Annotated in this window: 16 protein-coding genes; 8 read left to right on the top strand and 8 right to left on the bottom strand. The window is 37.7% G+C overall.

The window, feature by feature from the left end; translation table 11 throughout:
- Positions 1-89 precede the first annotated feature (89 nt).
- Together SOLCA_RS15380 and SOLCA_RS15385 are read right to left on the bottom strand one after the other, a co-directional pair.
- Positions 90-1,868 carry an AMP-dependent synthetase/ligase gene (locus SOLCA_RS15380; RefSeq protein ID WP_014681384.1) on the bottom strand — a complete coding sequence of 593 codons (1,779 nt, stop codon included), beginning with the start codon at positions 1,866-1,868 and terminating at the stop codon, positions 90-92.
- A 381-nt stretch (positions 1,869-2,249) separates the two neighbouring features.
- Entirely contained in the window at positions 2,250-4,016 is a 1,767-nt protein-coding gene (locus SOLCA_RS15385; protein ID WP_014681385.1) for an AMP-dependent synthetase/ligase, read from the bottom strand.
- Positions 4,017-4,321: 305 nt separating this feature from the next.
- On the opposite strand from SOLCA_RS15385, the gene SOLCA_RS15390 reads away from it, so the two are divergent.
- Together SOLCA_RS15390 and SOLCA_RS15395 are read left to right on the top strand one after the other, a co-directional pair.
- Positions 4,322-5,371: an NAD(P)H-dependent flavin oxidoreductase gene (locus SOLCA_RS15390; RefSeq protein ID WP_042479945.1), complete on the top strand. Its 1,050-nt coding sequence runs from the start codon at positions 4,322-4,324 to the stop codon at positions 5,369-5,371.
- 40 nt (positions 5,372-5,411) lie between these two features.
- Positions 5,412-5,918, top strand: coding sequence for a PaaI family thioesterase (locus SOLCA_RS15395; protein ID WP_014681387.1), 507 nt, complete (start codon positions 5,412-5,414; stop codon positions 5,916-5,918).
- 43 nt (positions 5,919-5,961) lie between these two features.
- On the opposite strand, the gene SOLCA_RS15400 is transcribed toward SOLCA_RS15395, so the two are convergent.
- Positions 5,962-6,264: a low molecular weight protein tyrosine phosphatase family protein gene (locus SOLCA_RS15400; protein WP_052308606.1), complete on the bottom strand. Its 303-nt coding sequence runs from the start codon at positions 6,262-6,264 to the stop codon at positions 5,962-5,964.
- Positions 6,265-6,403: 139 nt separating this feature from the next.
- On the opposite strand from SOLCA_RS15400, the gene SOLCA_RS15405 reads away from it, so the two are divergent.
- Positions 6,404-7,381 carry a CapA family protein gene (locus SOLCA_RS15405; RefSeq protein WP_014681389.1) on the top strand — a complete coding sequence of 326 codons (978 nt, stop codon included), beginning with the start codon at positions 6,404-6,406 and terminating at the stop codon, positions 7,379-7,381.
- A 73-nt stretch (positions 7,382-7,454) separates the two neighbouring features.
- On the opposite strand, the gene SOLCA_RS15410 is transcribed toward SOLCA_RS15405, so the two are convergent.
- Both SOLCA_RS15410 and SOLCA_RS15415 read right to left on the bottom strand, forming a co-directional pair.
- Positions 7,455-9,116 carry a formate--tetrahydrofolate ligase gene (locus tag SOLCA_RS15410; protein WP_014681390.1) on the bottom strand — a complete coding sequence of 554 codons (1,662 nt, stop codon included), beginning with the start codon at positions 9,114-9,116 and terminating at the stop codon, positions 7,455-7,457.
- A gap of 159 nt (positions 9,117-9,275) precedes the next feature.
- A complete protein-coding gene (locus SOLCA_RS15415; protein ID WP_014681391.1) occupies positions 9,276-11,078 on the bottom strand; it encodes a M61 family metallopeptidase in 1,803 nt (600 codons plus the stop codon).
- A 260-nt stretch (positions 11,079-11,338) separates the two neighbouring features.
- Between SOLCA_RS15415 and SOLCA_RS15420 the strand changes: the two genes are divergently transcribed.
- Positions 11,339-11,965, top strand: a complete 627-nt coding sequence (locus SOLCA_RS15420; protein ID WP_014681392.1) for a hypothetical protein — start codon at positions 11,339-11,341, stop codon at positions 11,963-11,965.
- Positions 11,966-12,201: 236 nt separating this feature from the next.
- Here the strand turns inward: SOLCA_RS15420 and SOLCA_RS15425 are convergent, their stop codons facing one another.
- Together SOLCA_RS15425 and SOLCA_RS15430 are read right to left on the bottom strand one after the other, a co-directional pair.
- Complete coding sequence (locus tag SOLCA_RS15425; protein ID WP_014681393.1) at positions 12,202-13,782, bottom strand: DUF1501 domain-containing protein; 1,581 nt, start codon at positions 13,780-13,782, stop codon at positions 12,202-12,204.
- A gap of 36 nt (positions 13,783-13,818) precedes the next feature.
- Positions 13,819-15,534 carry a DUF1800 domain-containing protein gene (locus SOLCA_RS15430; protein ID WP_157604585.1) on the bottom strand — a complete coding sequence of 572 codons (1,716 nt, stop codon included), beginning with the start codon at positions 15,532-15,534 and terminating at the stop codon, positions 13,819-13,821.
- Positions 15,535-15,774: 240 nt separating this feature from the next.
- Here SOLCA_RS15430 and SOLCA_RS15435 point away from each other — a divergent pair, with 240 nt between their 5' ends.
- From SOLCA_RS15435 to SOLCA_RS15450, 4 genes are all read left to right on the top strand, one after another.
- Entirely contained in the window at positions 15,775-16,842 is a 1,068-nt protein-coding gene (locus tag SOLCA_RS15435) for an efflux RND transporter periplasmic adaptor subunit (RefSeq protein ID WP_014681395.1), read from the top strand.
- A 104-nt stretch (positions 16,843-16,946) separates the two neighbouring features.
- Positions 16,947-20,060 carry an efflux RND transporter permease subunit gene (locus SOLCA_RS15440; RefSeq protein WP_014681396.1) on the top strand — a complete coding sequence of 1,038 codons (3,114 nt, stop codon included), beginning with the start codon at positions 16,947-16,949 and terminating at the stop codon, positions 20,058-20,060.
- Between the two features lie 89 nt (positions 20,061-20,149).
- Positions 20,150-21,451 (top strand): TolC family protein, encoded by a 1,302-nt coding sequence (locus SOLCA_RS15445; protein WP_014681397.1) that lies wholly within the window; start codon positions 20,150-20,152, stop codon positions 21,449-21,451.
- Between the two features lie 80 nt (positions 21,452-21,531).
- Positions 21,532-21,966, top strand: coding sequence for a response regulator (locus tag SOLCA_RS15450; RefSeq protein ID WP_157604586.1), 435 nt, complete (start codon positions 21,532-21,534; stop codon positions 21,964-21,966).
- Here SOLCA_RS15450 and SOLCA_RS15455 read toward each other — a convergent pair.
- Positions 21,960-22,433 (bottom strand): hypothetical protein, encoded by a 474-nt coding sequence (locus tag SOLCA_RS15455; protein ID WP_014681399.1) that lies wholly within the window; start codon positions 22,431-22,433, stop codon positions 21,960-21,962. The two genes, SOLCA_RS15450 and SOLCA_RS15455, sit on opposite strands and share 7 nt — an antisense overlap.
- Positions 22,434-22,511: the final 78 nt, after the last annotated feature.

Consider the following 22,511-nt stretch of genomic DNA (forward strand, 5'->3'; position numbering starts at 1 on the left):
AAATTAATAAGGCATTTATCTTAAAAAAAATATACCCCCGTAATTTCTCACGGAGGTATAAACAAACACAAAACAAACTATTAATAAACTTATATAGCTACTTCTTCATCACGAGAGTAAATCTGTTCAACTAAACTTTTATTTTTCTCCAAGATCACTTTTCGTTTCAGGCTTAATTTTGGTGTCATTTCACCACCGTCAATCGACCATTCTTTTGGCAATACGATGAATTTTTTAATCCTTTCCCATTTGCCAAAATCTTCATTGTATTTATCTACTTCTTGCTGATACTTAGCAATCACCTCATGATGATTAACCATTTCCTCATTTGACGTATAATTAATATGATGACGCTCGCACCACTCTTTCAACACTGTGAAAGCAGGAACGATAAAGGCCGAAGGGAAACGCTGATTTTCACCCATCACCATTATTTGTTCAATAAAAATGGATTCCTTGAACTTATTTTCAATTAACTGAGGAGCGATGTATTTACCTCCGGCAGTTTTAAACATTTCTTTTTTACGATCGGTAATTTTAAGGTATTTTTCATCTACCAACACTCCGATATCACCAGTATGGAACCATCCATCTGTAATGGCCTCGGCCGTTAGTTCCGGACGTTTATAATAGCCTTTCATTACATTCGGACCCTTACATAAGATCTCGCCATCTTCAGCAATTTTAACCTCTACCCCATCAATCACTTTACCAACAGTACCAAAGTGTTTACCTCCCGACTGCAGTGTATTAACAGCAATAACCGGCGAGGTTTCGGTTAACCCATATCCTTCTACAACAGGAATACCGGCTCCAAAAAAAACTCTTGCCAAACGCTCCTGAAGTGCCGCACCTCCCGAAACAATAACTTTTACATTGCCTCCTAATGCCGCCTGCCATTTAGAAAAGATGAGTTTACGAGCAAGTTTCAGCTGAGTATTATACCACCAGCCATTTTTGTCGTCGTGCTCATAGTTCAACCCAAGGTCAAGGGCCCAGAAGAATAGTTTCTTTTTAATGCCTGTTAGCTCTTTACCTTTTGCAACGATACGATCGTAAACTTTTTCGAGCAAACGAGGAACTGTTGAGAAACAATCCGGTTTTACCTCACCAAGGTTAACCACAATAGTATCCATGCTTTCAGCATAATAAACCGAAACACCTATTGATAAATACATGTAAACGATCATTCGCTCAAATATGTGCGACAAAGGCAAGAAGCTTAATGCCTTGTGGGTTCCTTGCGGACAAATTTTATTACAGGAAACCACATTGCTAACCAGGTTGCTGTGCGTTAACATAACACCCTTAGGATTTCCGGTAGTGCCCGATGTATAAATTAAGGTTAAAAGATCATCCGGGGTAACTTTATCATTCCATTCTTTCAATGAAGATCGATCCCCTTTTCGCCCCATGTCTTTAACAGCTTCCCATGAGAGGGCTCCGTCAACATCATCATAGGTATAGATCGCTGTTAATGAAGGAACCTCATGCTGAATTCGTTGAACCTTTTCATATAATTCTTTGGTAGCAACAAATAATACCTTTACCTCTGCATCATTTAAAATGAATTTCAGATCGTTTTCTGCAAGTGTTGGATAAAGCGGAACATGCGTGGCATCAATTTGCAAAATCGCAAAATCTACAAAATTCCATTCGGGACGATTAGCCGACATGTTACCCACACGATCGTGCTTGTCAATTCCTAATTGTAACAATCCGAGGCTCAACAGGTCTACATTCTCTCTGAATTCTTCAGCAGAATACTTAACCCAAACTCCGTTTTTTTTCCCGGCAACGACCTCTCTGCCCTTATATATTTCAGGCAAAGAATTGAGCAGGTCGACAATGGTGTTCACTTGCTTCATAAGGTTGGTTAAAAAGGTTATTTATTGAAAATTGGTTGCTCTATATAGTTGATTCGTTTGCAACAGATGATTATTATTTTTTATAGACAAGCCAATTTTCCGGCCCTTTTAATAAACCCTATACCGAATCAGTATTTAGTACAAATATATTTTTATCGTTTATATTTCCAATACACCAATTAAAATTTTTCAAAATATTTATTACGCTAAATATTATTCTGAACTCCCCAAGCACTTAATTAAAAAGCACTGTCTTTACTTTTTAGGAAGATACTCAAAAAACGAGCCATTCGGAAATTTATGTGCAAGATTTTGAGGACACAAAAAAGGGGAAGATTGCCTGCAATCTTCCCCTTTTTTGTGTTTCTATTTTGATCCGTTTTATTGAACCTGGGCGTATATTTTTTCGATCAGGGATAAGTTATTATTAACAATAACTTTTCGCTTCAAACTTAATTTAGGGGTCATTTCTCCTCCCTCAATCGTCCACTCTTTAGGAAGTAATTCAAACTTTTTGACTTGCTCCCATTTTCCAAAGCCATCATTATATCTTTCGGCTTCACTCGTAAACTTAGCTATCACCTGATCATTACGAATCATTTCTGCATTGGTGGTATACGGAATGCTGTGACGCGAGCACCATTCTCTTAAATTATCAAAATTGGGAACGATTAAGGCTGCCGGGAAACGTTGATTTTCTCCAATAACCAAAACCTGTTCGATCAATAATGATTCTTTAAATTTATTCTCAATTGCCTGAGGCGCAACATATTTACCTCCTGCTGTCTTAAACATTTCTTTCTTACGATCGGTAATGCGTAAAAAACCATCGCTATCCATTTCTGCGATATCTTCCGTATGAAACCAGCCGTCGGAGTCGATCAACTTTTCGGTAAGATCAGGACGTTTATAATATCCGGCAAAGATATTCGGTCCTTTACAAAGTAATTCTCCGTCTTCTGCTATTCTTACATCAACACCACCAATAGGTCGGCCAACGGTGTTAAATTTATAGCGTCTGGTATCAAAGTGATTTGCTGCAATAACCGGTGAAGTTTCTGTTAATCCATAACCCTCAAGAGTAGTTATCTGAGCCGACATAAATACTTTTGCCAAACGTGGTTGTAGGGCAGCTCCTCCGGATACGATTAATTTTACATTTCCACCTAAAGCTTCACGCCATTTGCTAAAAATCAGCTTATTTGCCAATTTCAACTGCATCTCATACCACCAGCCGTTAGCTCCATTCAGTTCATATCTGAGTCCGAGATTTAACGCCCAATAAAATAACGCTTTCTTAATCCCGGTTAACTCTGAACCTTTGATCGTTATTTTATCATAGATTTTTTCAAGTAAGCGGGGAACCGTAGTAAAGAAATGTGGTTTTACTTCAGCCAGGTTAGAAGAAATTGCATCAATACTTTCGGCATAATAGATACTGATTCCTATATCCAGGCATAGGTAATTGGCTACGCGTTCAAATACATGCGAAAGCGGTAAAAAGCTTAAAGCGCGTTCAACTTCCTGTGGAATGTATTCTCGCAAAGCCTTTAAATTGCTGACGATATTTTTATGTGTAAGCATTACACCCTTAGGTGTTCCCGTAGTTCCAGATGTATAGATGATGGTTAATATATCTGATTCACTAACCGTTGATTTGCGTTTATTAATCTCATCCCAGTTTATTTCATCCTGACCAACAAGAAGCTCTTTCCATGATTTTGCACCCGGAACGTCGTCATAAACGTAGATTTCTTTTAATAATGGTAATTCCGAACGTAAGCTATTGATCTTATCATAAAGCTCTTTTCCTGAAACAAAAATCACTTTTACTTCGGCATCATTTAAGATGAACTTTATATCATGATCAGCTAATGTGGGATAAAGCGGAATATGAATGGCGTTTGTTTGTATAATCGAATAATCAACAAAGTTCCATTCTGGTCGATTAAAGGCCATATTGGCAATTTTATCATCCTTTTGAATCCCCAGATTGATTAGTCCAGAACTTAATCGGTTAACATTATCTGTAAATTCATCAGCTGAATACCCTCGCCACTTACCGTTTTCCTTTGCAGAAACTACGGGTTTATTTATAAATCGCTGCTTAATTGAGTCAAATAAATCAATTATAGTGTTTATATCCATTGATTATTGTATTGGTCGTTACTTTAATAAAAAACGGGAAACGCTAACTGCAGATATGCATGCTAAACAAAAGATTTGATTTTGCTTTAAACTTGTATCGACACAGGTTAGCGTAGCAAGGATACGACTTTTCGGTTGATTATCCCTTTTTATTAGCCTTTAAAGCACCTAATAACAGATAAGTTACTATTATTCAAAGCACAAATTAATTATGCATGCATAATTTTTTGAGTTTATCTATCCTTTACTTATCTTGCATAATACAATCAATAAACCTTTCAGTAACACTGAACAACCAGGATAAAATGAAAATAAGCAATAAAATGACCAAGGAACTTGGAATCGAGCATCCAATTATAATGGCACCTATGTTTTTGGTTTCCAATGAGGCCATGATGCGAGCTGCGATTGAAAGTGGAATAATGGGTGTTTTTCCAAGCTTAAATTTCCGAAATGATGGCGAACTGGAAAAAGTGCTAAAGAACTTGAATAAATACAAAAGTGAAAATAGTGGTTACACCGGAAACTATGGGGTTAACCTTATTGTTCAACGCTCAAATCCTTTATTTGAAAAGCATTTGAAAATTTGTGGAGAACAGAAAGTACCATTTTACATCACGTCTTTGGGAAACCCTAAACCTGTTATTGATATTGCTCATTCGTATGGAGCAAAGGTATATTGTGATGTTACCAATATTGAACATGCGGCTAAATGCGCCAGTTTAGGCTGTGACGGCTTTATCGCTGTTGGACAAGGAGCCGGTGGACACGCGGGACCAAGTCCTTTGCATCTGTTAGTCCCCTCTCTTCAACATCATTTCCCCGACATTCCCGTAATTGCAGCAGGAGGTATAGCAAATGGTGAAGGTATTCTTTCTGCATTATGTTTGGGGGCGCAGGGGGTATCAATTGGTACGCGTTTTATAAATTCAACAGAAAGCACAGTTAGTGATGCTTATAAACAAGGAATTATTGATGCCAAAATGGAGGATATTGTTCTAACAGAAAAACTCTCAGGAACTCCCTGTAACATCATTAACACGCCTTACGCTAAAAAAATAGGTTATAAGCAAAACTGGCTTGAAAAACTACTTTCAACCAATAAAACCACCAAGAAATACTTTAAAATGTTAGTGCAGGTAAAGGGCATGAAAAAACTAGAAGCTGCAATTCATCCAAATAATTATAAAACGCTTTGGTGTGCAGGACAATCAGTTGAATTGATCAACGATGTATTGCCATCAAAAGCTATTACCGAACGGTTGATAAATGAATTAACTGAAGCAAGAAAAAACCTATTGCTAACCCTATCCGGAGAAGAAAAAGCTCCCATCCTAGGCGAAATCAATCAATAATCGGTGTAATCCAAAATTAAAATCTGTGTAATCCCAAACAATGAAACAATTAAACAACCTTATCAATAAAGCTAAAGGCTCCCCTTTTAACCTTTGGATGCTCAATCAGGTATTATGGCGAGCAATTCCATTTAACAGTCCACATAGATTTAAAATAACAACTGTAACCGATGAAAATGTGGTAATAACGATGCCCTATATCCGTAGAAACCTGAATCATATTAAAGGGCTACATGCATGCGGACTGGCCACACTTTGTGAATATACTTGTGGCATGCAGTTAATGAATGTATTGGGAGCTGCCAATTATCGCATTATCATGAAGGATTTACACATGGATTATCACTTTCAGGGCAAAACTGACGTAAGTGTTGATTTTAGATTTACACCACAGGATGCTGCACAAATCAATACTGAATTAGAAAGCACTGATGCTGTTTTTAAAACATTTAAACTTCCTGTTTTTGATAGTCAAAAGAACCATATCTGTACAGCTACAGTAAACTGGCAGATTAAGAAATGGGATAAGGTAAAGACAAAGATTTAGTTAATTCATTTAGTATTTCCTGTTATCATAAATCTTGTTTGGTTTATGATAACAGCCCTTTCATTAAGATATCATCCATTCGTTCTTTCAAAATTGCAATTAATTCAGGTTGCATATAATCGTACTCATCTTTTATATACAAGCAAATAATCTTTTTTGAATTATATATTTCGCGATAGTTCTTTTGAATAAAATTCCTATGAGATTTTTCCATTACAACTATTGTATCTGCCCATTTCAACATCTCATCATTTAATACATTGTTTGCATGTGCCGAAGTACCTGCAGACTTAACGTCAAACCTGTTGTCTTCTTCAAAAATTGTGTGTGCAGTTGCACTTCTCATCCTGTTAATAGTACAAACAAAAAGAAGTCTTATTTTGGATTCTTTCATGAAAAACGACATCACTGATAATACAGAAATTAAGTAAATTTATAAAAAGTGATAAAAGGTTCATTTAACATAAACTTATTCTGTTTCGCTTATGGAGAATTCTGCGTACTCAAACCACAAGCCTGTAACTATTGGATTTGCAGGTGATGTCATGATAGGAAGATCTGTGAATGATAAAATCTCGACAACAGGTTATTCTTATCCATGGGGCAATGTCTTGCCTCTATTTAAAAGTACAGATTTAAACCTTATTAACCTGGAAGCTCCCCTAACTCAACATAAAACTCAGCAGCAAAAAAAGATGATAAATCTAAAAGCTGACCCTAATAAGATTCAAACATTAATTGACGCAAGAATTGATGTGGTTAATTTAGCCAATGATCATATACTTGATTTTTGGGAGGAGGGCATGCTAGAGACAATAGACCTATTAAATAAGTCGGGGATAAAGCATGTTGGAGCCGGAGTTACCATACAGCAAGCGGGGCTACCCGTGATTCTTTCACTGAATGATATTTCCATTGGCATTTTAGGCTTTACCGATAATGAACCTTACTGGATTGCTCAGGACAAGCCCGGAACGAATTACGTTGAAGTTGGAGATATTGAAACCATTATAAGAGCTGTTTCTGCAATCAGAGACCGTGTTGATGTGATTATCTTAAGTATTCATTGGGGAGATAAAATGACACATAAACCAATACCTGATTTTGTTTCATTTGCTCATAGGATCATAGACGCAGGTGTGGATATTATTCATGGACATGGAGCCCATGTTTTTCAGGGTGTTGAAATTTATAAGAACAAACTGATTATGTACGATACTGGTGACTTAATCGATGACTTCGAAGCGGTTCCAGAATACAGTAATGACCGTACTTTCTTTTTCTCCTGTGAGTTGAATAAGACAGGCATCAAAAAACTGAAGCTTACGCCATTAATCATCAAGGATTTTCAGGTTAATATTGCAGCTAATGGAGAATATGATTCTACCCTCCAACACATGCAGCAATTATCTGCAGATTTCGGAACACGAATAAGTTCAAATGGGGAAATTGCGATTAATTAATATTCACGCCAAGCCGCAAAGACGCAAAGCTATCTCTAAAAAATCTTTGCGCCTTTGCGGCTTGGTGTGCTAATTAACTTAGCCCTTCAATAAACCCATTTTTTAAACCGATTTGCAGAGCTGCAGGTTCTTTTGGCAAACCAGGCATACGCATAATATCTCCGGCAATAGCCACAACAAAACCGGCTCCTGTGTTAACCACCAGATCTTGTACCTCAAAAACAAAGTTATCAGGTACCGGACCCATTTGTGGATCATCGGCAAACGAATATTGTGTTTTCGCAATACAAACAGGCAAATTGTTCCATCCGTTATTGCGAATTGAAGTTAATTTTTTCTGAGCCTTTGCACTAAACTTTACACTGGCAGCCCGATATATTTTAGATGCTACTTTTGCTATTTTAATAGAAATATCGTCATGCAGATCGTAAGTAAAATTAATTGGCGTTGAATCATACTCATCGATCACTTTAATCACCTCAGCAGCTAATTCAAGTGCTCCATCACCACCATAAGCAAAACAATTACTTACTGCAAAGGCTACATTGTTCTGTTTACACCATTCCTTTACATAATTTATTTCCTCTTCGGTATCAGTATTGTGCTGGTTCAGCGCTACAACAATGTTCTGTCCAAAATTCTGCATGTTTTCAACATGGCGTTTAAGATTTGGCATTCCACCTTTTAAAGCTTGCAAATTAGGTTGCTTCAATTCTTTTTCATTTTGACCACCATGTAGCTTCAATGAAAGTGTTGTTACTGCAATCACGGTTGCTTTAGGCTTTAGTCCGGCAATTCGGCATTTAATATCCAGGAATTTTTCAGCCCCCAGATCAGCTCCGAAACCAGCTTCTGTTACCACATAATCGGCATGACTCATAGCCATTTTTGTGGCCAGAACAGAGTTACATCCATGAGCAATGTTTGCAAATGGTCCACCGTGAATAAAAGCAGCGGTATTTTCGGTAGTCTGAACCAAGTTAGGAAGCAACGCATCTTTCAATAAAACAGTTATGGCGCTGCCAACTCCAAGATCTTTTACATAGAATGGCGTTTTATCTCTCCTGTAACCTAACAAAATAGAATTAACCCGGTTTTCCAGGTCTTCAAGACTTGATGCTAAACAGAGTAAAGCCATAATTTCAGAAGCCGTTGTAATGTCAAAACCAGTTTCCTGAGGAATTCCATTGCTACCCAATCCAGATATGATTTGACGCAATGACCGGTCATTAATATCTAAAACGCGTTTCCAGACGATCTCTGCAAGTGCATTACCTGTATTACGGTTTTGGTACTGGTAATTATCCAACAGGGCCGCAATCATATTATTCGCCGAAGTGATCGCATGAAAATCTCCGGTAAAGTGCAGGTTAATATCTTCCATCGGTAATACCTGTGAAAAACCACCACCTGCAGCACCTCCTTTCATTCCGAAACAAGGACCTAAAGAGGGTTCTCGAAGTGCAACCACTGCATTTTTACCAAGCTTACTAAGACCTAATGATAAACCCACTGAAGTCACTGTTTTTCCTACCCCTGCTTTATTGGGAGTGATTGCAGTTACCAAAATTAGATTAGCTCGTTTAACTCGTTCTTCATCAATTTCACTTAAAGCAACCTTTGCCTTATATTTTCCATAAGGTATTATGTTATCCTCATCTATATTAATTTGTTCGGCAATTGCATAAATACTCTTTAATGGGGTTGACCTTGATATCTGAATATCTGTTTCCATAAATTATTAATTCTAATATCCTCACGCTAACTAAGGCCTATTTCTCAAAAAAAAGAATGATAAAAATTAGGTTATCGTCCAATTCAGTCACGGAATTGCAATAAAAAAGGAGCAATTAAGAAATTGCCCCTTTAATTTATGTTTTAGCAGAATTTAAGATTAACTGCCCGATTGATCGTTAAATTTCATCCAGTAGTTATAAGCTTTGGCTTGATCTGCAGTTACCGATTTGATCGCCTCAAAACGGTAACGAACATTGGTATTCGCTTTAAAAGTTACCGGAATTGCTTGCAATGCGCCTTCGCGGCTTACCAGCACAGTTACTTTATCACCTACTTTCTTATAACCTACCCATTTAGCCAGGTCATCAACACGATAGTTATCAAAAGCAATGATCTCATCATTTACGTTAATTCCGGCCTCATAAGCGGCACTTCCTTTAACGACTGATGTCACCATGATTTTTCCGTTATCAACTTTTGTATTGGCTCCAAAAAACACCTCTTTACTACTACCATTTTGATCTACTAACTTAAGACCAACAGCAGCGAAATAATCATTATAAGGAATCCCCTGTGTACCATTAACATATTTCGCCCAGAAATCATCCATATTTTTACCTGCTATTTTTTCTACCGCAGCTTTAAACTCACCATCTGTGAATCCACGATTTTTACCTAAATAGTATTCGTTGTATAAATATTTCATCAAGGCATCAAGATCTTTGGCACCTTTGCTGTTTTTAAGAATTTCCATATCAAGCATCAATGCAAGCAATGATCCTTTGTCATAATAGGAAATTGAACTGTTTGCCGAGTTTTCACTTGGACGATATAATTTGATCCATGCATCGTAACTAGCCTCAGCAACCGGTAATACATAATTTCCAGGCTGATTTGTTACTTTATTAATATCGGCAGAAATTACGTCCAGGTACGCTTCCGGAGTATAGAAACCTGCGCGGCGGGTTAATAAATTATCATAATACGCGGTAAAGCCTTCTGAGAACCAAAGCATTGTTGTATAGTTCTCATTATCATAATCAAACGGACCTAATGCTTCGGGACGAAGACGTTTAACATTCCACAAGTGAAAATACTCATGTGCAATAAGCGATAAGAACCCTTTATAGGAAGTTTCGTTAGTAAAACTGAATTTAGAAGCCTGTACAGTTGTTGAATTCAAGTGCTCTAAGCCTCCGCCGCCAGATGGCATGCAATGAACTATGAATGTATAATGCTGACAAGGGTGAGTATCAAAAACTTTAAACGCTTCTTCACAAATACGTTTCATATCTGTTTTCAAGCGCTCTTTATCATAGTTACCCCCACCGTATAATGCAACTTCATGTGGCACACCTGCTGCTTCAAATGAGATAATTTCCTGATTACCGATCTCAATTGGTGAATCAGCAAGGATATCATAATTAGGCGAGCTTAAAGTCCATTTATCGCCATTAACTTTTTCTAAACCGGTAGAGATTTCTTTCCAGGTTTTGTATGGGGTAATTTTTATCGTTGAAGGAAGTTCTTTTTTCCCATCAACATACATAAAAATGCTGGTTCCGTTTAAATATCCATGAGCGGCATCAATAAAGCTAGTACGCACTGTTAATTCAAAAGCATACACTTTATAGCTAATGCTAATGTTGGCTGCTTTATTTGCACTTATTTTCCAGGTATTTTTACTGATCTTTTTAACAGCCAATGGTTGTCCGTTTGAAAATGCCTGAAATTGTTCAACATTCCGTGCAAACTCACGAACCAGGTAAGATCCAGGTGCCCAAACAGGCAATTTAACTACAAGATCTTTTCCATTCCAGTTATTTACATCCATTTTTACATCCACATAATGTTGTGGAGCATTGTCAAAAGAAAGCTGATAACTCAACTTTGGGTCTGCCGCCGAAGCTGTGCTCATAAAAAATACTGATAATAAAATTAGCGTACTTAATCTCTTCATTATTTAATCGGTTCTTTCGTAAGGGCGCAATAATACGAAAATGTTAAGGGTCTTCATACTCTCGATTTCGTAACAAAAAAGTGACTCTTCGATATTTAGGTAAAGTCAATTAATACTTTGTATTACAGGTTAAAAACTTTTTTAACTCTCTATAATCGGATACCTTCAAAACATACTTTTACTAAAATAATACTACTTAAGGTTAACAAAAATTTTTAATCGTAGTATAAATTATTATCAACAAACTTGCTACTATTTGCATGGAGAACCTAGACGCTATTATTGAAAATTACAAAAAACTCTCTACCGATAAATTAATTTCACTTGCAGAAAAGCCGTCTGCATTAAGAATTGAGATAATTCCTTACCTGCAATCTGAACTATTAAACCGCGATAAGAAAGAAGAAGCTCTTTCTCTTAGTGAGTTCCTAGTTAATAAACCCCGATCATTTAAGGATATGTCTGAAAAGGAGCTGGAAGAAATGATCAGAGAAAGAATGAATTCAGGTGAATCGATTGAAAGTATAAAATTAGATCTTAAAGATAATGGGGTTGATTTATTTGAGGTTTTAGCTACTGAAACGAAGTGGAAGGACGAAACATTCGACTATATCGTACACCTAAAGGAAGAAGGTTGGGATGAAACTTCTATTAATGAGAAAATGGAAGCTACTTATGGTATAACTGAAAATGAAACCGAAATTTTAAAAAGTCAATTAAAATCTAAAGGCAAACAAAATTTAATAATCGGCTATTCCATTGTTGTTATAATGATCCTTTTTGCAACCGCTTCTTTTGCTGTGGGTGGAGGCTTCGGAATTGGTTTAGTACTATTAACCGGAGTAGGTGTATGGCGGATTGCAGAGGGATACCGGCAAAGAAAATAAGGTACTTAGTTTTTTGATCGTATTTTAATAGAACGAATCAACCAAAAAGTTGTCACAATTAGCCGTGAGCAAAAGACAAGTGACGGAATTATAATAAGTAAAATTAAGCGGTTCATAGCTATAGATTTCTTATCTATAAGTTACGATTTTTTGAGGATTTTTTCTGATGATAACTGAAGTTTTACGATATTATACTTACTCAAATCTCCCTTCCTTTTAGAAGGGAAATGGTGAAACTACATAGTTTTTAACAGCAGTGTATCTTTTTCATTTCCTTGTTTCAAATGAACATAATAGACTCCATCAGAAAGGCCATTTCTATGCAAAGTAACTTCATGCTGACCTTCATTAATTGATTCTTCTAATAAAACCCTTACTGTTTTACCTGCTGTATCAATTAATGATAATCGGGCTTTACCATTTCCCGAGATAAACCGGATGGTGGTATAATCAGTAAATGGATTCGGGAATACTGTTATTAGTTTTAGTTTTCCCTTACTATTGTTATCTATTTGATCTTTTGTCCTAAAAATTGCCAGCTCTTTATTCAAGTCGGGCTTATTATCCATTACTCGCTGAATTTCTGATTCAGTTACTCCAAACCATTGATTCAAGACAGTAGCATAAATATTCCTGAAATCATGATTAGGATCGGCAACAACGCTGTCTCCGACTTTTGTATTTTGAGGAATCTGAGGATTGGAGCCTAATATTCCCGGAATTACACCTGATCCAAAAACGATCATTGGTGCAGCAGCACCATGATCGGTACCATAACTTGCATTAGACCTAATTCTTCGCCCAAACTCAGAGAATGTGAACCCCGCCACCCGATGATCTTGTTTCATTAATTGAAGATCGTCCTGAAATGCAGCAATTGCTTCGGATAAATTCTTCATCAAGTTGGCATGCGTTCCGGTCAATGTACCGAACGCATCTTTATTGGTCTGATCGGCATGGGTATCAAAACCACCCATACTTACAATAAAAATCCTTGTTTTCAATCCACCTGCCAATAATCTGGCCACTACTTTTAGTTGAGCCGCCAAATAATTCTTTGCGGATGAAGGAGGATATTTTGAAGAAAGATTAGCTCCTTTTTGGATTGCTTGCCTAAGTACATCCGAATAATCACCCGAAACCACCGACATATTCCGGATATATTTCAACTCTAATTCCGCTGCTGTTTTAGGAATTGAAGTATCAGCCTGCCCCTGTGCCAGGTACTCAAATACTTCAGGACTGCTTACAGAAATCCCCATCGGGTTACTCAACTCACCCATTAATCCCAGCGAAAGAATTGCTCCTATTTGTAAAGCCGGTGGATGATCATATTTAGTTTCCGGATAACCGGGATAAATACCTTGAAGATATCTCCCAATCCATCCCGACTCTATTACACGGGTTACATTATTCGGTGCAGTCCACCAAATGTCTGTTGAACGAAAATGAGATTGGTTGGCAGGATAGTACCCGGCATTTTGAATCACACGCACCTTTCCATCCTGATATTGACCATGTAATGCGCCCATAGATGGATGCAACCCCGTACTATTGGTCATTCGGAGAATCTTTGTTTCAGGCAATAAGATATTGGCCCGTGCAGCTGCCAGATTCGAATATTGATCAAGAGGTACAACCATATTTAATCCGTCGTTTCCTCCGTTCAATTGCACTACCACCAATACTCTATCATTATCAGCCTGGGCTAGAAGATCTAATAATTGAGTATTTGCAAATGCTTTCATCTGAAAGCCTCCGGCTAAGACGGGAACGGCCGCAGCTGAGCTATATCGTAAAAAGTCTCTTCTTCTCATAACTTGGATTTCACTGATTTTTAGGGATTACACTTTCTAAGACAAGTGATATTCTGGCATGGCCAGCAAGTAGGTGAAAAATGAATTCAGCATTTGGGTTACTTCCATTGTAGAGCCATTAGCCGTGTACTTGGACCAGTTTGTTGTCCAATAGTTTGGATCTGTTGACAAGCCCATTAACAAGGCGTCGAATAATAATATATCTTTTTGTGCTTGGGTAAGCGGCAAAACAGCAGGTAACAGAAAACCTGTTATTTTATCAATCATTACCCTAGCATCAATGATTTCTGCCTGAGACAAGTTCTTTTTGAGAAAATCCAACGGATGTATACTCAACATTAATCCGTTTGCATCTACGCCGGTAACGATATGGTCTGTAAATCCTTTACGTTGATACATCGTATCCGAATTGATCCAATACTCATGGTAGGAAGGCTCTTGGCCGTAACCCGCCCAACCGGAAACACCGGGAGGATCTAACAGATTTAATTGCATCTCCATTGCCTCCTCGTATAATTTAAACCACGCATTGTATTTTGCCTGAGGAGTGTCGACGGAACCATTCGTATCAACATCAAACTCTTTGCAAACTCCTGCTACATAATCAATCGGATTTTTAATTACACAGCCCCTGTTCAGCACATCATAAAAATGCTGACTTAAAAACAACTGCTGCAACACAGGTTTAAATTCAAAGTTGCTGTTAAATAACGTTTGGGCAAGCGGAGCAATAATGTTGTCTTCGGTAAACTGGTCTATCTGATAGTAAACAAAATACCGGTATAATCGTCGGCAGATAAACTTAGCGGCGGCCAACGGATCCTCTGATTGAGTAAGAATCATATCAACCAGCGTTTTATATTCAGTTTCTCCTGCTGGCTGGATAATGTAGTTTTTAAAACGTGCTGAAAACTGTTTTGCTTTCTGATCGTGGAATTGTGGTGTAAAATAAGATGAAATGGTATTGTCTGCTTGCACCTGATGCCGCCAACCCGTTAGCACACGTGTTGCGGCCTTTACATCATCTTCATTATAAAAAGTATAATCACCTATCGGATCAGCCGTTTGCGGGCCTTTTCCAATACTAAATAACTCTAGCAACTCTCTGCCATAATTCTCGTTGGGATTAAATGCGGTATTACTATCTCCATTCAGGTAACGCAGCATTGCAGGATTTACGGTAATTTCTTCCAACAACGTACGATAACTACCAATCGCATTCTTTCTTAATAAAGCATTATATTGATAACAATAGTGGGCTTCATCAACTATTTGCGACTCGGTTACAAAATGGTTGTGCCAAAACAAGGTCATTTTTTCTCTGACATTAAACCCTTCCGGTTTTGAATAGTCTTGTTCTAACATGAGTCCAAACCACCATGCCCTTAAACTATTTAATCGCTGACCATTTGATTCTCCGTTTGCATTGGCTTTTATAGTCCAGGAGTCGGTAGGATTTGAGAAGTTATCTTCAGTAGCATTTTGTGGAGGATTTGGAGCCGACAAACTGATTAGCAATTTGTTAACCGCACCTTGTAAACCCAAACCTTGCACATAGTTTACAAGCTTTTTGGAGGCACCAAACGTTGCCCTTCGAACTAAATGCTTGGCTTCCTCTTCTCCCCATACCGTTTGAGGAGCTAAAGTTGAAGTTGGTCGTTGTATATCAGAAACAGGAGGAGCAGCAACTCTGGCAGATGAAGGAACAAAAAAATAAGAATCGAACGCTGAAAGAAATGACCGTCGGTTCATAGTTGATTTTGGTTTGTTATGGTTGTACGAGTAACAAGGTTGTTGGGTTTCAAATGAATGTTTTTTGATAAATTTATACAGGCTTAAAAAACCTAAAAGATCAGAAAACGGAATAAACTCTTTGATTAATTGAAAAGAAGCATAGTAAAAACGTTGATACAGTAAAAAGTTTTCAAGTAAAAACAACTTACTTGCGAAAAAATTGTTATCACATATAATTTAATTAACCCTTATCTGTCAATGAAAGTAAAGTACATTATTTACGCTTTAATAGTTGTGGTTTTAGGCTACCTGATCTATAACAGAGTTACAGCTCCTTCACCTGGCAAGGAAAAAGGTGCTGCCGGAAAAGGTGGAGGCAAACCAAACGGTCCTATGGCGGTAAATGGTGTGATTGCAAAATCCGAAAACTTTACCGACAAGCTAAATATTACCGGAAATATCGTTTCTAATGAAGAAGTCTCTATAAGAAGCGAAGCTTCAGGACTGATAACCAACATCTATTTTAAAGAAGGAAGCAATGTTGCAAAAGGTGCTTTACTTATCAAAATAAACGACAAAGATTTACAGGCGCAGCTCACCAAAGCGATTACCATGCAAAAGCTGGCCGAAGAAAAAGAATATCGAGCCCGCATCCTTTTAGAAAAAGAGGCTGTTAGCAAAGAAGATTATGACGCTACTCTTGCCGACGTCAATGCCTTAAAAGCTGAGACTCAACTCATCAGAACTCAAATTATTAAAACCGAGATAAGAGCCCCATTCAGCGGTACTATTGGATTGCGCTCTGTTTCAGTTGGAGATTATCTTACTCCACAAACAGATATTACCACATTGGTAAATGTAAATCCTGCAAAAATCACGTTCACTGTTCCTGAGAAATATATTCAGTTAATTAAGAGAAATTCAGCTGTTGATTTTACTGTTGAAGGAAATAAACGGGTGTACACGGCAACTGTTTATGCTATTGAGCCTAAAATTGATGAAGCAACGCGTACAGTACTGCTCAAAGCTACTGCACCTAATAATGATGGAAGCTTATTACCTGGCTCATTCGCTAAAGTTGAATTAGCCTTAAAAGAGGTAAAAGATGCTTTGTTTGTTCCAACACAAGCGGTAGTACCTTTGTTAAAAGGTAAGAAGGTGTTTTTATGCAAAAATGGAATTGCAAGAGATGCAATTATTGAAACTGGTGCTCGTACAAGTGATCGTGTGCAGGTTCTTTCCGGCATTAGTCCGGGCGATACCATTATCACAACTGGTATCATGTCATTAAAGCCTGAAACACCAGTAAAAGTTAGTATTAATTAAGTTTTTAGGTCGAATAAAGGTGTGAGTAAAGTGTTGACACAGATTAGTAACACTTCCGGCAAAACTAACTAACGATCAATTGAGGCCTTTTAGAACTATAAAAAATGAGTAGTTTATCAACCACCAGCATTAAGCGTCCGGTATTAGCGATTGTGATGAATATCATCATTATACTGTTCGGATATATTGGTTTTAAATATTTGGGGGTTCGCGAATACCCTTCTATCGACCCTCCTATTGTTAACGTGCGTACCAATTATCCCGGTGCAAACGCTGATGTTATTGAATCTCAGATTACCGAGCCGCTTGAAAAAGCAATCAATAGTATTGATGGAATTCGAACCATATCTTCATCAAGTAACCAAGGGTCAAGTAATATTACCGTAGAGTTTAACCTGAGTAAAGATTTAGATGATGCTGCAAATGATGTGCGCGACAAGGTTTCTCAGGCAGCCAGGAGCTTACCTAAAGATATTGATGGATTACCTGTTGTAAGTAAAGCAGATGCCAACTCTGATGCGATCATCTCGATGACACTGCAGAGTAATACACGAAACCAATTAGAGGTAAGTGATTATGCTGAAAACGTATTGGCTGAACGCCTGCAAACTATACCGGGTGTAAGTTCTATCCAGATTTGGGGGCAAAAGCGCTATGCAATGCGTTTATGGATAGACCCTATTCGTTTATCTTCTTACGGACTTACCACACTTGACGTAAAAAATGCACTGGACAGGGAAAACGTTCAGTTACCTACTGGAAAAATAACCGGCGACAATACTGAACTGACAGTAAATGCAGCCGGCAATATGTCAACAGAAGAAGAGTTTAACAATCTTATCATTAAAAATGATGGTGCTAACATCATTCGCTTAAGCGATGTTGGGCACGCCATTTTAGGTCCTGAAAATGAAGAAACCATTCTTCGCGAATCAGGTGTTCCGATGATCGGTTTGGCATTAGTTCCGCAGCCAGGAGCTAATTATATCGATATATCCAATGAGTTCTACAAACGATACGAACAAATCAAAAAGGATCTTCCTAAAGATTATAAAACCGATATAGCGGTTGATAATACCTTATTCATCAAAAAATCCATTAATGAGGTAGCCGAAACGCTTATCATCGCATTGATTCTGGTTGTATTAATCATTTATATATTCTTCCGTAACTGGGGAATTGCATTTCGTCCACTGATCGATATTCCGGTGTCCTTAATTGGCACCTTCTTTATCATGTACCTGATGGGCTTCTCCATCAACGTATTAACTTTGCTGGCCATTGTACTGGCAACGGGTTTGGTGGTTGACGATGGTATTGTAGTAACGGAGAATATTTATAAAAAAGTAGAAGAAGGCTTTTCTCCTTTTGAAGCGGCCATTAAAGGCTCAAATGAGATTTTCTTCGCTATTATCTCCACGTCCATTACACTTGCGGCGGTATTCTTACCGATTATTTTCCTGGAAGGTTTTGTAGGCCGTTTATTCCGAGAGTTTGGTATAGTAATATCGGCGGCGGTATTGATCTCCGCATTTGTGTCGTTAACATTAACGCCAATGCTAAATGCGAAGCTAATTCGTAAGAATAGTAAGCAAAGCCGTTTTTATGAGTTGACGGAGCCTATGTTTGTGAACATGGTAGAAAGCTACCGTGCTTCTTTAAACAAATTCCTGACGAATAGATGGTTTGCCTTCCCACTGATTGCGCTTTGTATCGGCATGATCGTACTTTTCGGAAAGAGTCTTCAATCAGAGCTAGCTCCTTTAGACGACCGTAGCTTTATTAGTTTAAATGTGACGGCTCCTGAAGGTGCTTCTTATGACTACACTGATAGTTTTGTTAAGAAAATAACGCAAACAGTTATTGATTCCATTCCGGAAAAACAAGTATTGCTAACGGTAACAGCTCCGGGATTTGGTAATTCTGCTACCAACACGGCTTTTGCCCGCTTACGTTTAACCGACCCTGCGAACAGAGAACGCAGTCAACAACAAATTGCCGATTATCTGACCAAAATAACAGGTAGAATGTCGGAGGCCAGAACTTTCGTAATCCAGCAACAAACCATTTCTGCAGGAGGTGGCCGTGGCTTACCGGTTCAGTATGTGTTACAAGCACCTAACTTCGACAAACTAAAAGAAATATTGCCTAAGTTTATGGATGCGGTTCAGCAAAGTCCGACATTCACCATGACGGATGTGAACCTGAAATTCAATAAACCAGAACTTAACATCACCATTGATCGTGATAAAGCTAAGGCTTTAGGTGTTTCCTTTGTAGATGTGGCACAAACTTTACAGTTAGGTTTAAGCGGACAACGTTTTGGTTATTACATTATGAATGGTAAACAATATCAGGTAATTGGCCAGTTTGACCGTTCAGACCGCGAAGATCCATCCAATCTGACTTCCATCTTTGTGCGTAACAATCAGAATCAATTGATTCAGATGGACAATCTTGTAAAAATTCAGGAAAACAGTTCTCCGCCTCAATTGTATCACTTTAATCGTTTTATGTCGGCTACTGTTTCGGCGGGTTTAGCTCCGGGTAAAACCATTGGTGATGGAATTGCAGAAATGGATCGTATTGCCAAAAAGGTATTGGATGATTCATTCCAAACCTCTTTAACAGGTGCCTCACGTGACTTTGCAGAAAGTTCGTCAAATATTCTTTTTGCTTTCGTTTTAGCATTAGTATTGATCTATCTGATCCTGGCTGCCCAGTTTGAAAGCTTTATCGATCCGTTTATCATCATGATCACGGTTCCATTAGCAATTGCAGGTGCAGTGTTTTCATTATGGTTATTTAACCAAACGATCAATATTTTCAGCCAGATCGGTATTATTATGCTGGTAGGTTTGGTAACTAAAAACGGTATCCTTATCGTTGAGTTTGCAAACCAACTGAAAGAACAAGGAGTTCCGTTGCAAAAAGCAATTCGTGACGCATCAGCGGCTCGTCTTCGCCCAATCTTAATGACCAGTTTAGCAACTGCTTTAGGTGCATTACCAATTGCGATGGCCTTAGGAGACGCTGCAAAAAGCCGGATGAGCATGGGTATTGTTGTTATCGGAGGTATTTTATTCTCGCTTGCGTTAACACTGTTTGTTATCCCTGCCGTTTATTCTTACTTATCACGCGAACATAAGCCGCATCCTGATGAAGTAAAACCAACAAGTGAAGAATCTGAGCCGAAATTTATTCCGGCAGAAGCATAAAAAAACAAGGTATTCAACCAAAAATGATTGAATACCTTGTTTTTAACAACGAACCGTAACCATATATAACACTATAGATAAAATTCTGAATGAAAAAAGTAACTGTCGCTTTTATACTAACTGTTGTATGTACAATTAGTGCTAAAGCACAAGATATTTTAGCTATAAACCAGGCTATTGAAATTGGTCTTGAAAATAACTATTCAATTAAAATTGCCCGAAATGATGCTACCATCAGCACCAATAATGCGCGGGATCTATACACTACATTACTACCTGTTGCAACCGCTGGCGGAGGCTTAAACGGAAGCAGAGTTAATTCAACTCAAGAATTCAATACAGGAGCTACGCAAGAACGAAACTGGGCCGAGTCACACAGCATTAATGGAAATGTTGCGTTGAACTGGACCGTTTTTGATGGGTTGAGAATGTTTGCAACCTATGATAAAGTAAAAGAGTTGCAAAAACTTGGTGATGTAAACGCACAGATAACTGTTCTTCAAACTGTGTATGATATTGTTTCTACTTATTATACTATAGTTAGTCAGCAGAACCAAACAAAGAGCTTGCTTGAAGCACTTGAGTTATCTCGCAAACGTGTGAAGGATGAAAAAAATAAATATTCAGTAGGAAAGGCTTCAAAGTTGGACGTATTAAATTCTACTGTAGACCTAAATGCGGATACAACCAATTTAATGCGCCAATTGCAAGATTTACAATCAACCAAAATACGCTTAAATCAATTAATGGCTCGTGATGTAGCTACCAATTTCTCTGTTACAGACACTATTATCATTGATTATGCCCTAAAATATGACGAAGTGCGTCAGCGTATTTTAACAAACAACCCCCAGTTAAAAGCAGCCCAATTAAACAAAAATATTGCTTCATTAAGTTATAAAGAGGTTCGTGGCGACAGATTTCCGGTTGTTAAACTAAACACTAACTACAATTACACCAAGTCTGAATCAAGCTATGGACAGGTGTTGTCAAATTTAAATTCTGGGGTAAACTATGGGGCAACGGCGACCATTAATCTTTTTAATGGATTAATACAAAACAAACGTGAGCAAAATGCGAAAACGGAGATTAATACAGCAGGCATTTTATACGATCAATTAAAGCAAGATCTGGATGCTCAATTAAGTACAGCTTATATTAATTATCAAAACAGCATTTCTTTGGTAAAAGTTGAAGCAGCTAATCGAGAAGTTGCTCGCCAAAATCAGGATATCACTTTTGAAAAATATCGTTTGGGTAGTGTAACAGCTCTTGAATTACGACAGGCACAACAAAATTATATTATCGCCGACTTCAGATATATTAATGCCCAATACGATGCAAAAACCGCTGAAATTGGCCTAAAATTGCTTGCAGGAAATTTACAGTAGAAATACTTTGGTTTTTTTTGTTTTTTTTTCCTAATATCGAACTTCGTGGAGATAATCTACGTATAACCAGTACCAAGACTTTGAATTTTGAGTGGATGGAGAACTTTATCTACAACTCAGCTCTCATTATAGACGATAGTACTATCGACAATCTAATACACAAGAAAATTCTTGTGAACTATCACTTTGTTAAAAATGTACATTGTGTGGTTTCCGTAAAAGACGGCTTAGATTATCTTCAGACCCAGTTCGATAAGAAAGCTGATTTACCCGAATTAATTTTTTTAGATATCAGAATGCCTGATATGAATGGCTTTGATTTCTTAAAAATGTTTGAACAGTTAGAGCCTGCAATTCTTGAGAAGTGCAAAATCTATATGCTTTCTTCGTCATTAGACCCTGTTGATCATGAACGGATTGCCAACTACAAATTTGTTAAGAAATTTTTAGGCAAACCACTTACACGTCAAATTTTGGAAGAAGAGTTTTCGGCTCAATCTGAAGTTGATCAGTAAGCCGCTGCATAGTCCACAACAAGATCTAATTTTGTCATTTTACCCTTCTCAACTGCAACCGGATTAATGTTATTATCTCCGTCGGAGATGTTAGCAAATAACCCTTTGTCTTCTTTTACCAACACAGAATATTTCCCCGGAGGTAACGTAACTGAAAATGTCCCTTTTTTATCCGATTTAACCCTCTTTATCTCCCTGGTTTTTAACGACCTAAAAAACGGACCATCTGATTCGGCATCGCTCATTTTAGTCAATTCATAGATCACAATCTCACGCACAACTGGCTTTCCTGAATTGCCGCCTACCCCTACCCCAATATCTGGAGATGGCATTAAATTGCCGGATTTAAAGACTATAGTTCCACAAATGCCTGTGCACTCTTTACTGGTTTGAGCAAATGCCATATTTAGATTATTTGGCAAGATAATGGTTAACAAAAAACTGTATATCAACAAGATACTTTTCATTTGTAATTTATTTAAGCGATATTAATTAGCTACAATTAGGCATACATTTATTAAGCCATAATTTAATAATGATTTGTG

Origin of the sequence: Solitalea canadensis DSM 3403, assembly GCF_000242635.2 — a bacterium.
In the GTDB taxonomy this organism is placed as follows: Bacteria; Bacteroidota; Bacteroidia; order Sphingobacteriales; family Sphingobacteriaceae; genus Solitalea; species Solitalea canadensis.

Bases quoted from the DNA above. Each gene is read 5' to 3' on its own strand.
- SOLCA_RS15445 (WP_014681397.1), top strand. From the start codon at position 20,150: ATGAAAAAAGTAACTGTCGCTTTTATACTAACTGTTGTATGTACAATT.
- SOLCA_RS15410 (WP_014681390.1), bottom strand. From the start codon at position 9,116: ATGGAAACAGATATTCAGATATCAAGGTCAACCCCATTAAAGAGTATT.
- SOLCA_RS15425 (WP_014681393.1), bottom strand. From the start codon at position 13,782: ATGAGAAGAAGAGACTTTTTACGATATAGCTCAGCTGCGGCCGTTCCC.
- SOLCA_RS15415 (WP_014681391.1), bottom strand. From the start codon at position 11,078: ATGAAGAGATTAAGTACGCTAATTTTATTATCAGTATTTTTTATGAGC.
- SOLCA_RS15455 (WP_014681399.1), bottom strand. From the start codon at position 22,433: ATGAAAAGTATCTTGTTGATATACAGTTTTTTGTTAACCATTATCTTG.
- SOLCA_RS15440 (WP_014681396.1), top strand. From the start codon at position 16,947: ATGAGTAGTTTATCAACCACCAGCATTAAGCGTCCGGTATTAGCGATT.
- SOLCA_RS15390 (WP_042479945.1), top strand. From the start codon at position 4,322: ATGAAAATAAGCAATAAAATGACCAAGGAACTTGGAATCGAGCATCCA.
- SOLCA_RS15400 (WP_052308606.1), bottom strand. From the start codon at position 6,264: ATGAGAAGTGCAACTGCACACACAATTTTTGAAGAAGACAACAGGTTT.
- SOLCA_RS15395 (WP_014681387.1), top strand. From the start codon at position 5,412: ATGAAACAATTAAACAACCTTATCAATAAAGCTAAAGGCTCCCCTTTT.
- SOLCA_RS15430 (WP_157604585.1), bottom strand. From the start codon at position 15,534: ATGAACCGACGGTCATTTCTTTCAGCGTTCGATTCTTATTTTTTTGTT.
- SOLCA_RS15405 (WP_014681389.1), top strand. From the start codon at position 6,404: ATGGAGAATTCTGCGTACTCAAACCACAAGCCTGTAACTATTGGATTT.
- SOLCA_RS15420 (WP_014681392.1), top strand. From the start codon at position 11,339: ATGGAGAACCTAGACGCTATTATTGAAAATTACAAAAAACTCTCTACC.
- SOLCA_RS15380 (WP_014681384.1), bottom strand. From the start codon at position 1,868: ATGAAGCAAGTGAACACCATTGTCGACCTGCTCAATTCTTTGCCTGAA.
- SOLCA_RS15435 (WP_014681395.1), top strand. From the start codon at position 15,775: ATGAAAGTAAAGTACATTATTTACGCTTTAATAGTTGTGGTTTTAGGC.
- SOLCA_RS15385 (WP_014681385.1), bottom strand. From the start codon at position 4,016: ATGGATATAAACACTATAATTGATTTATTTGACTCAATTAAGCAGCGA.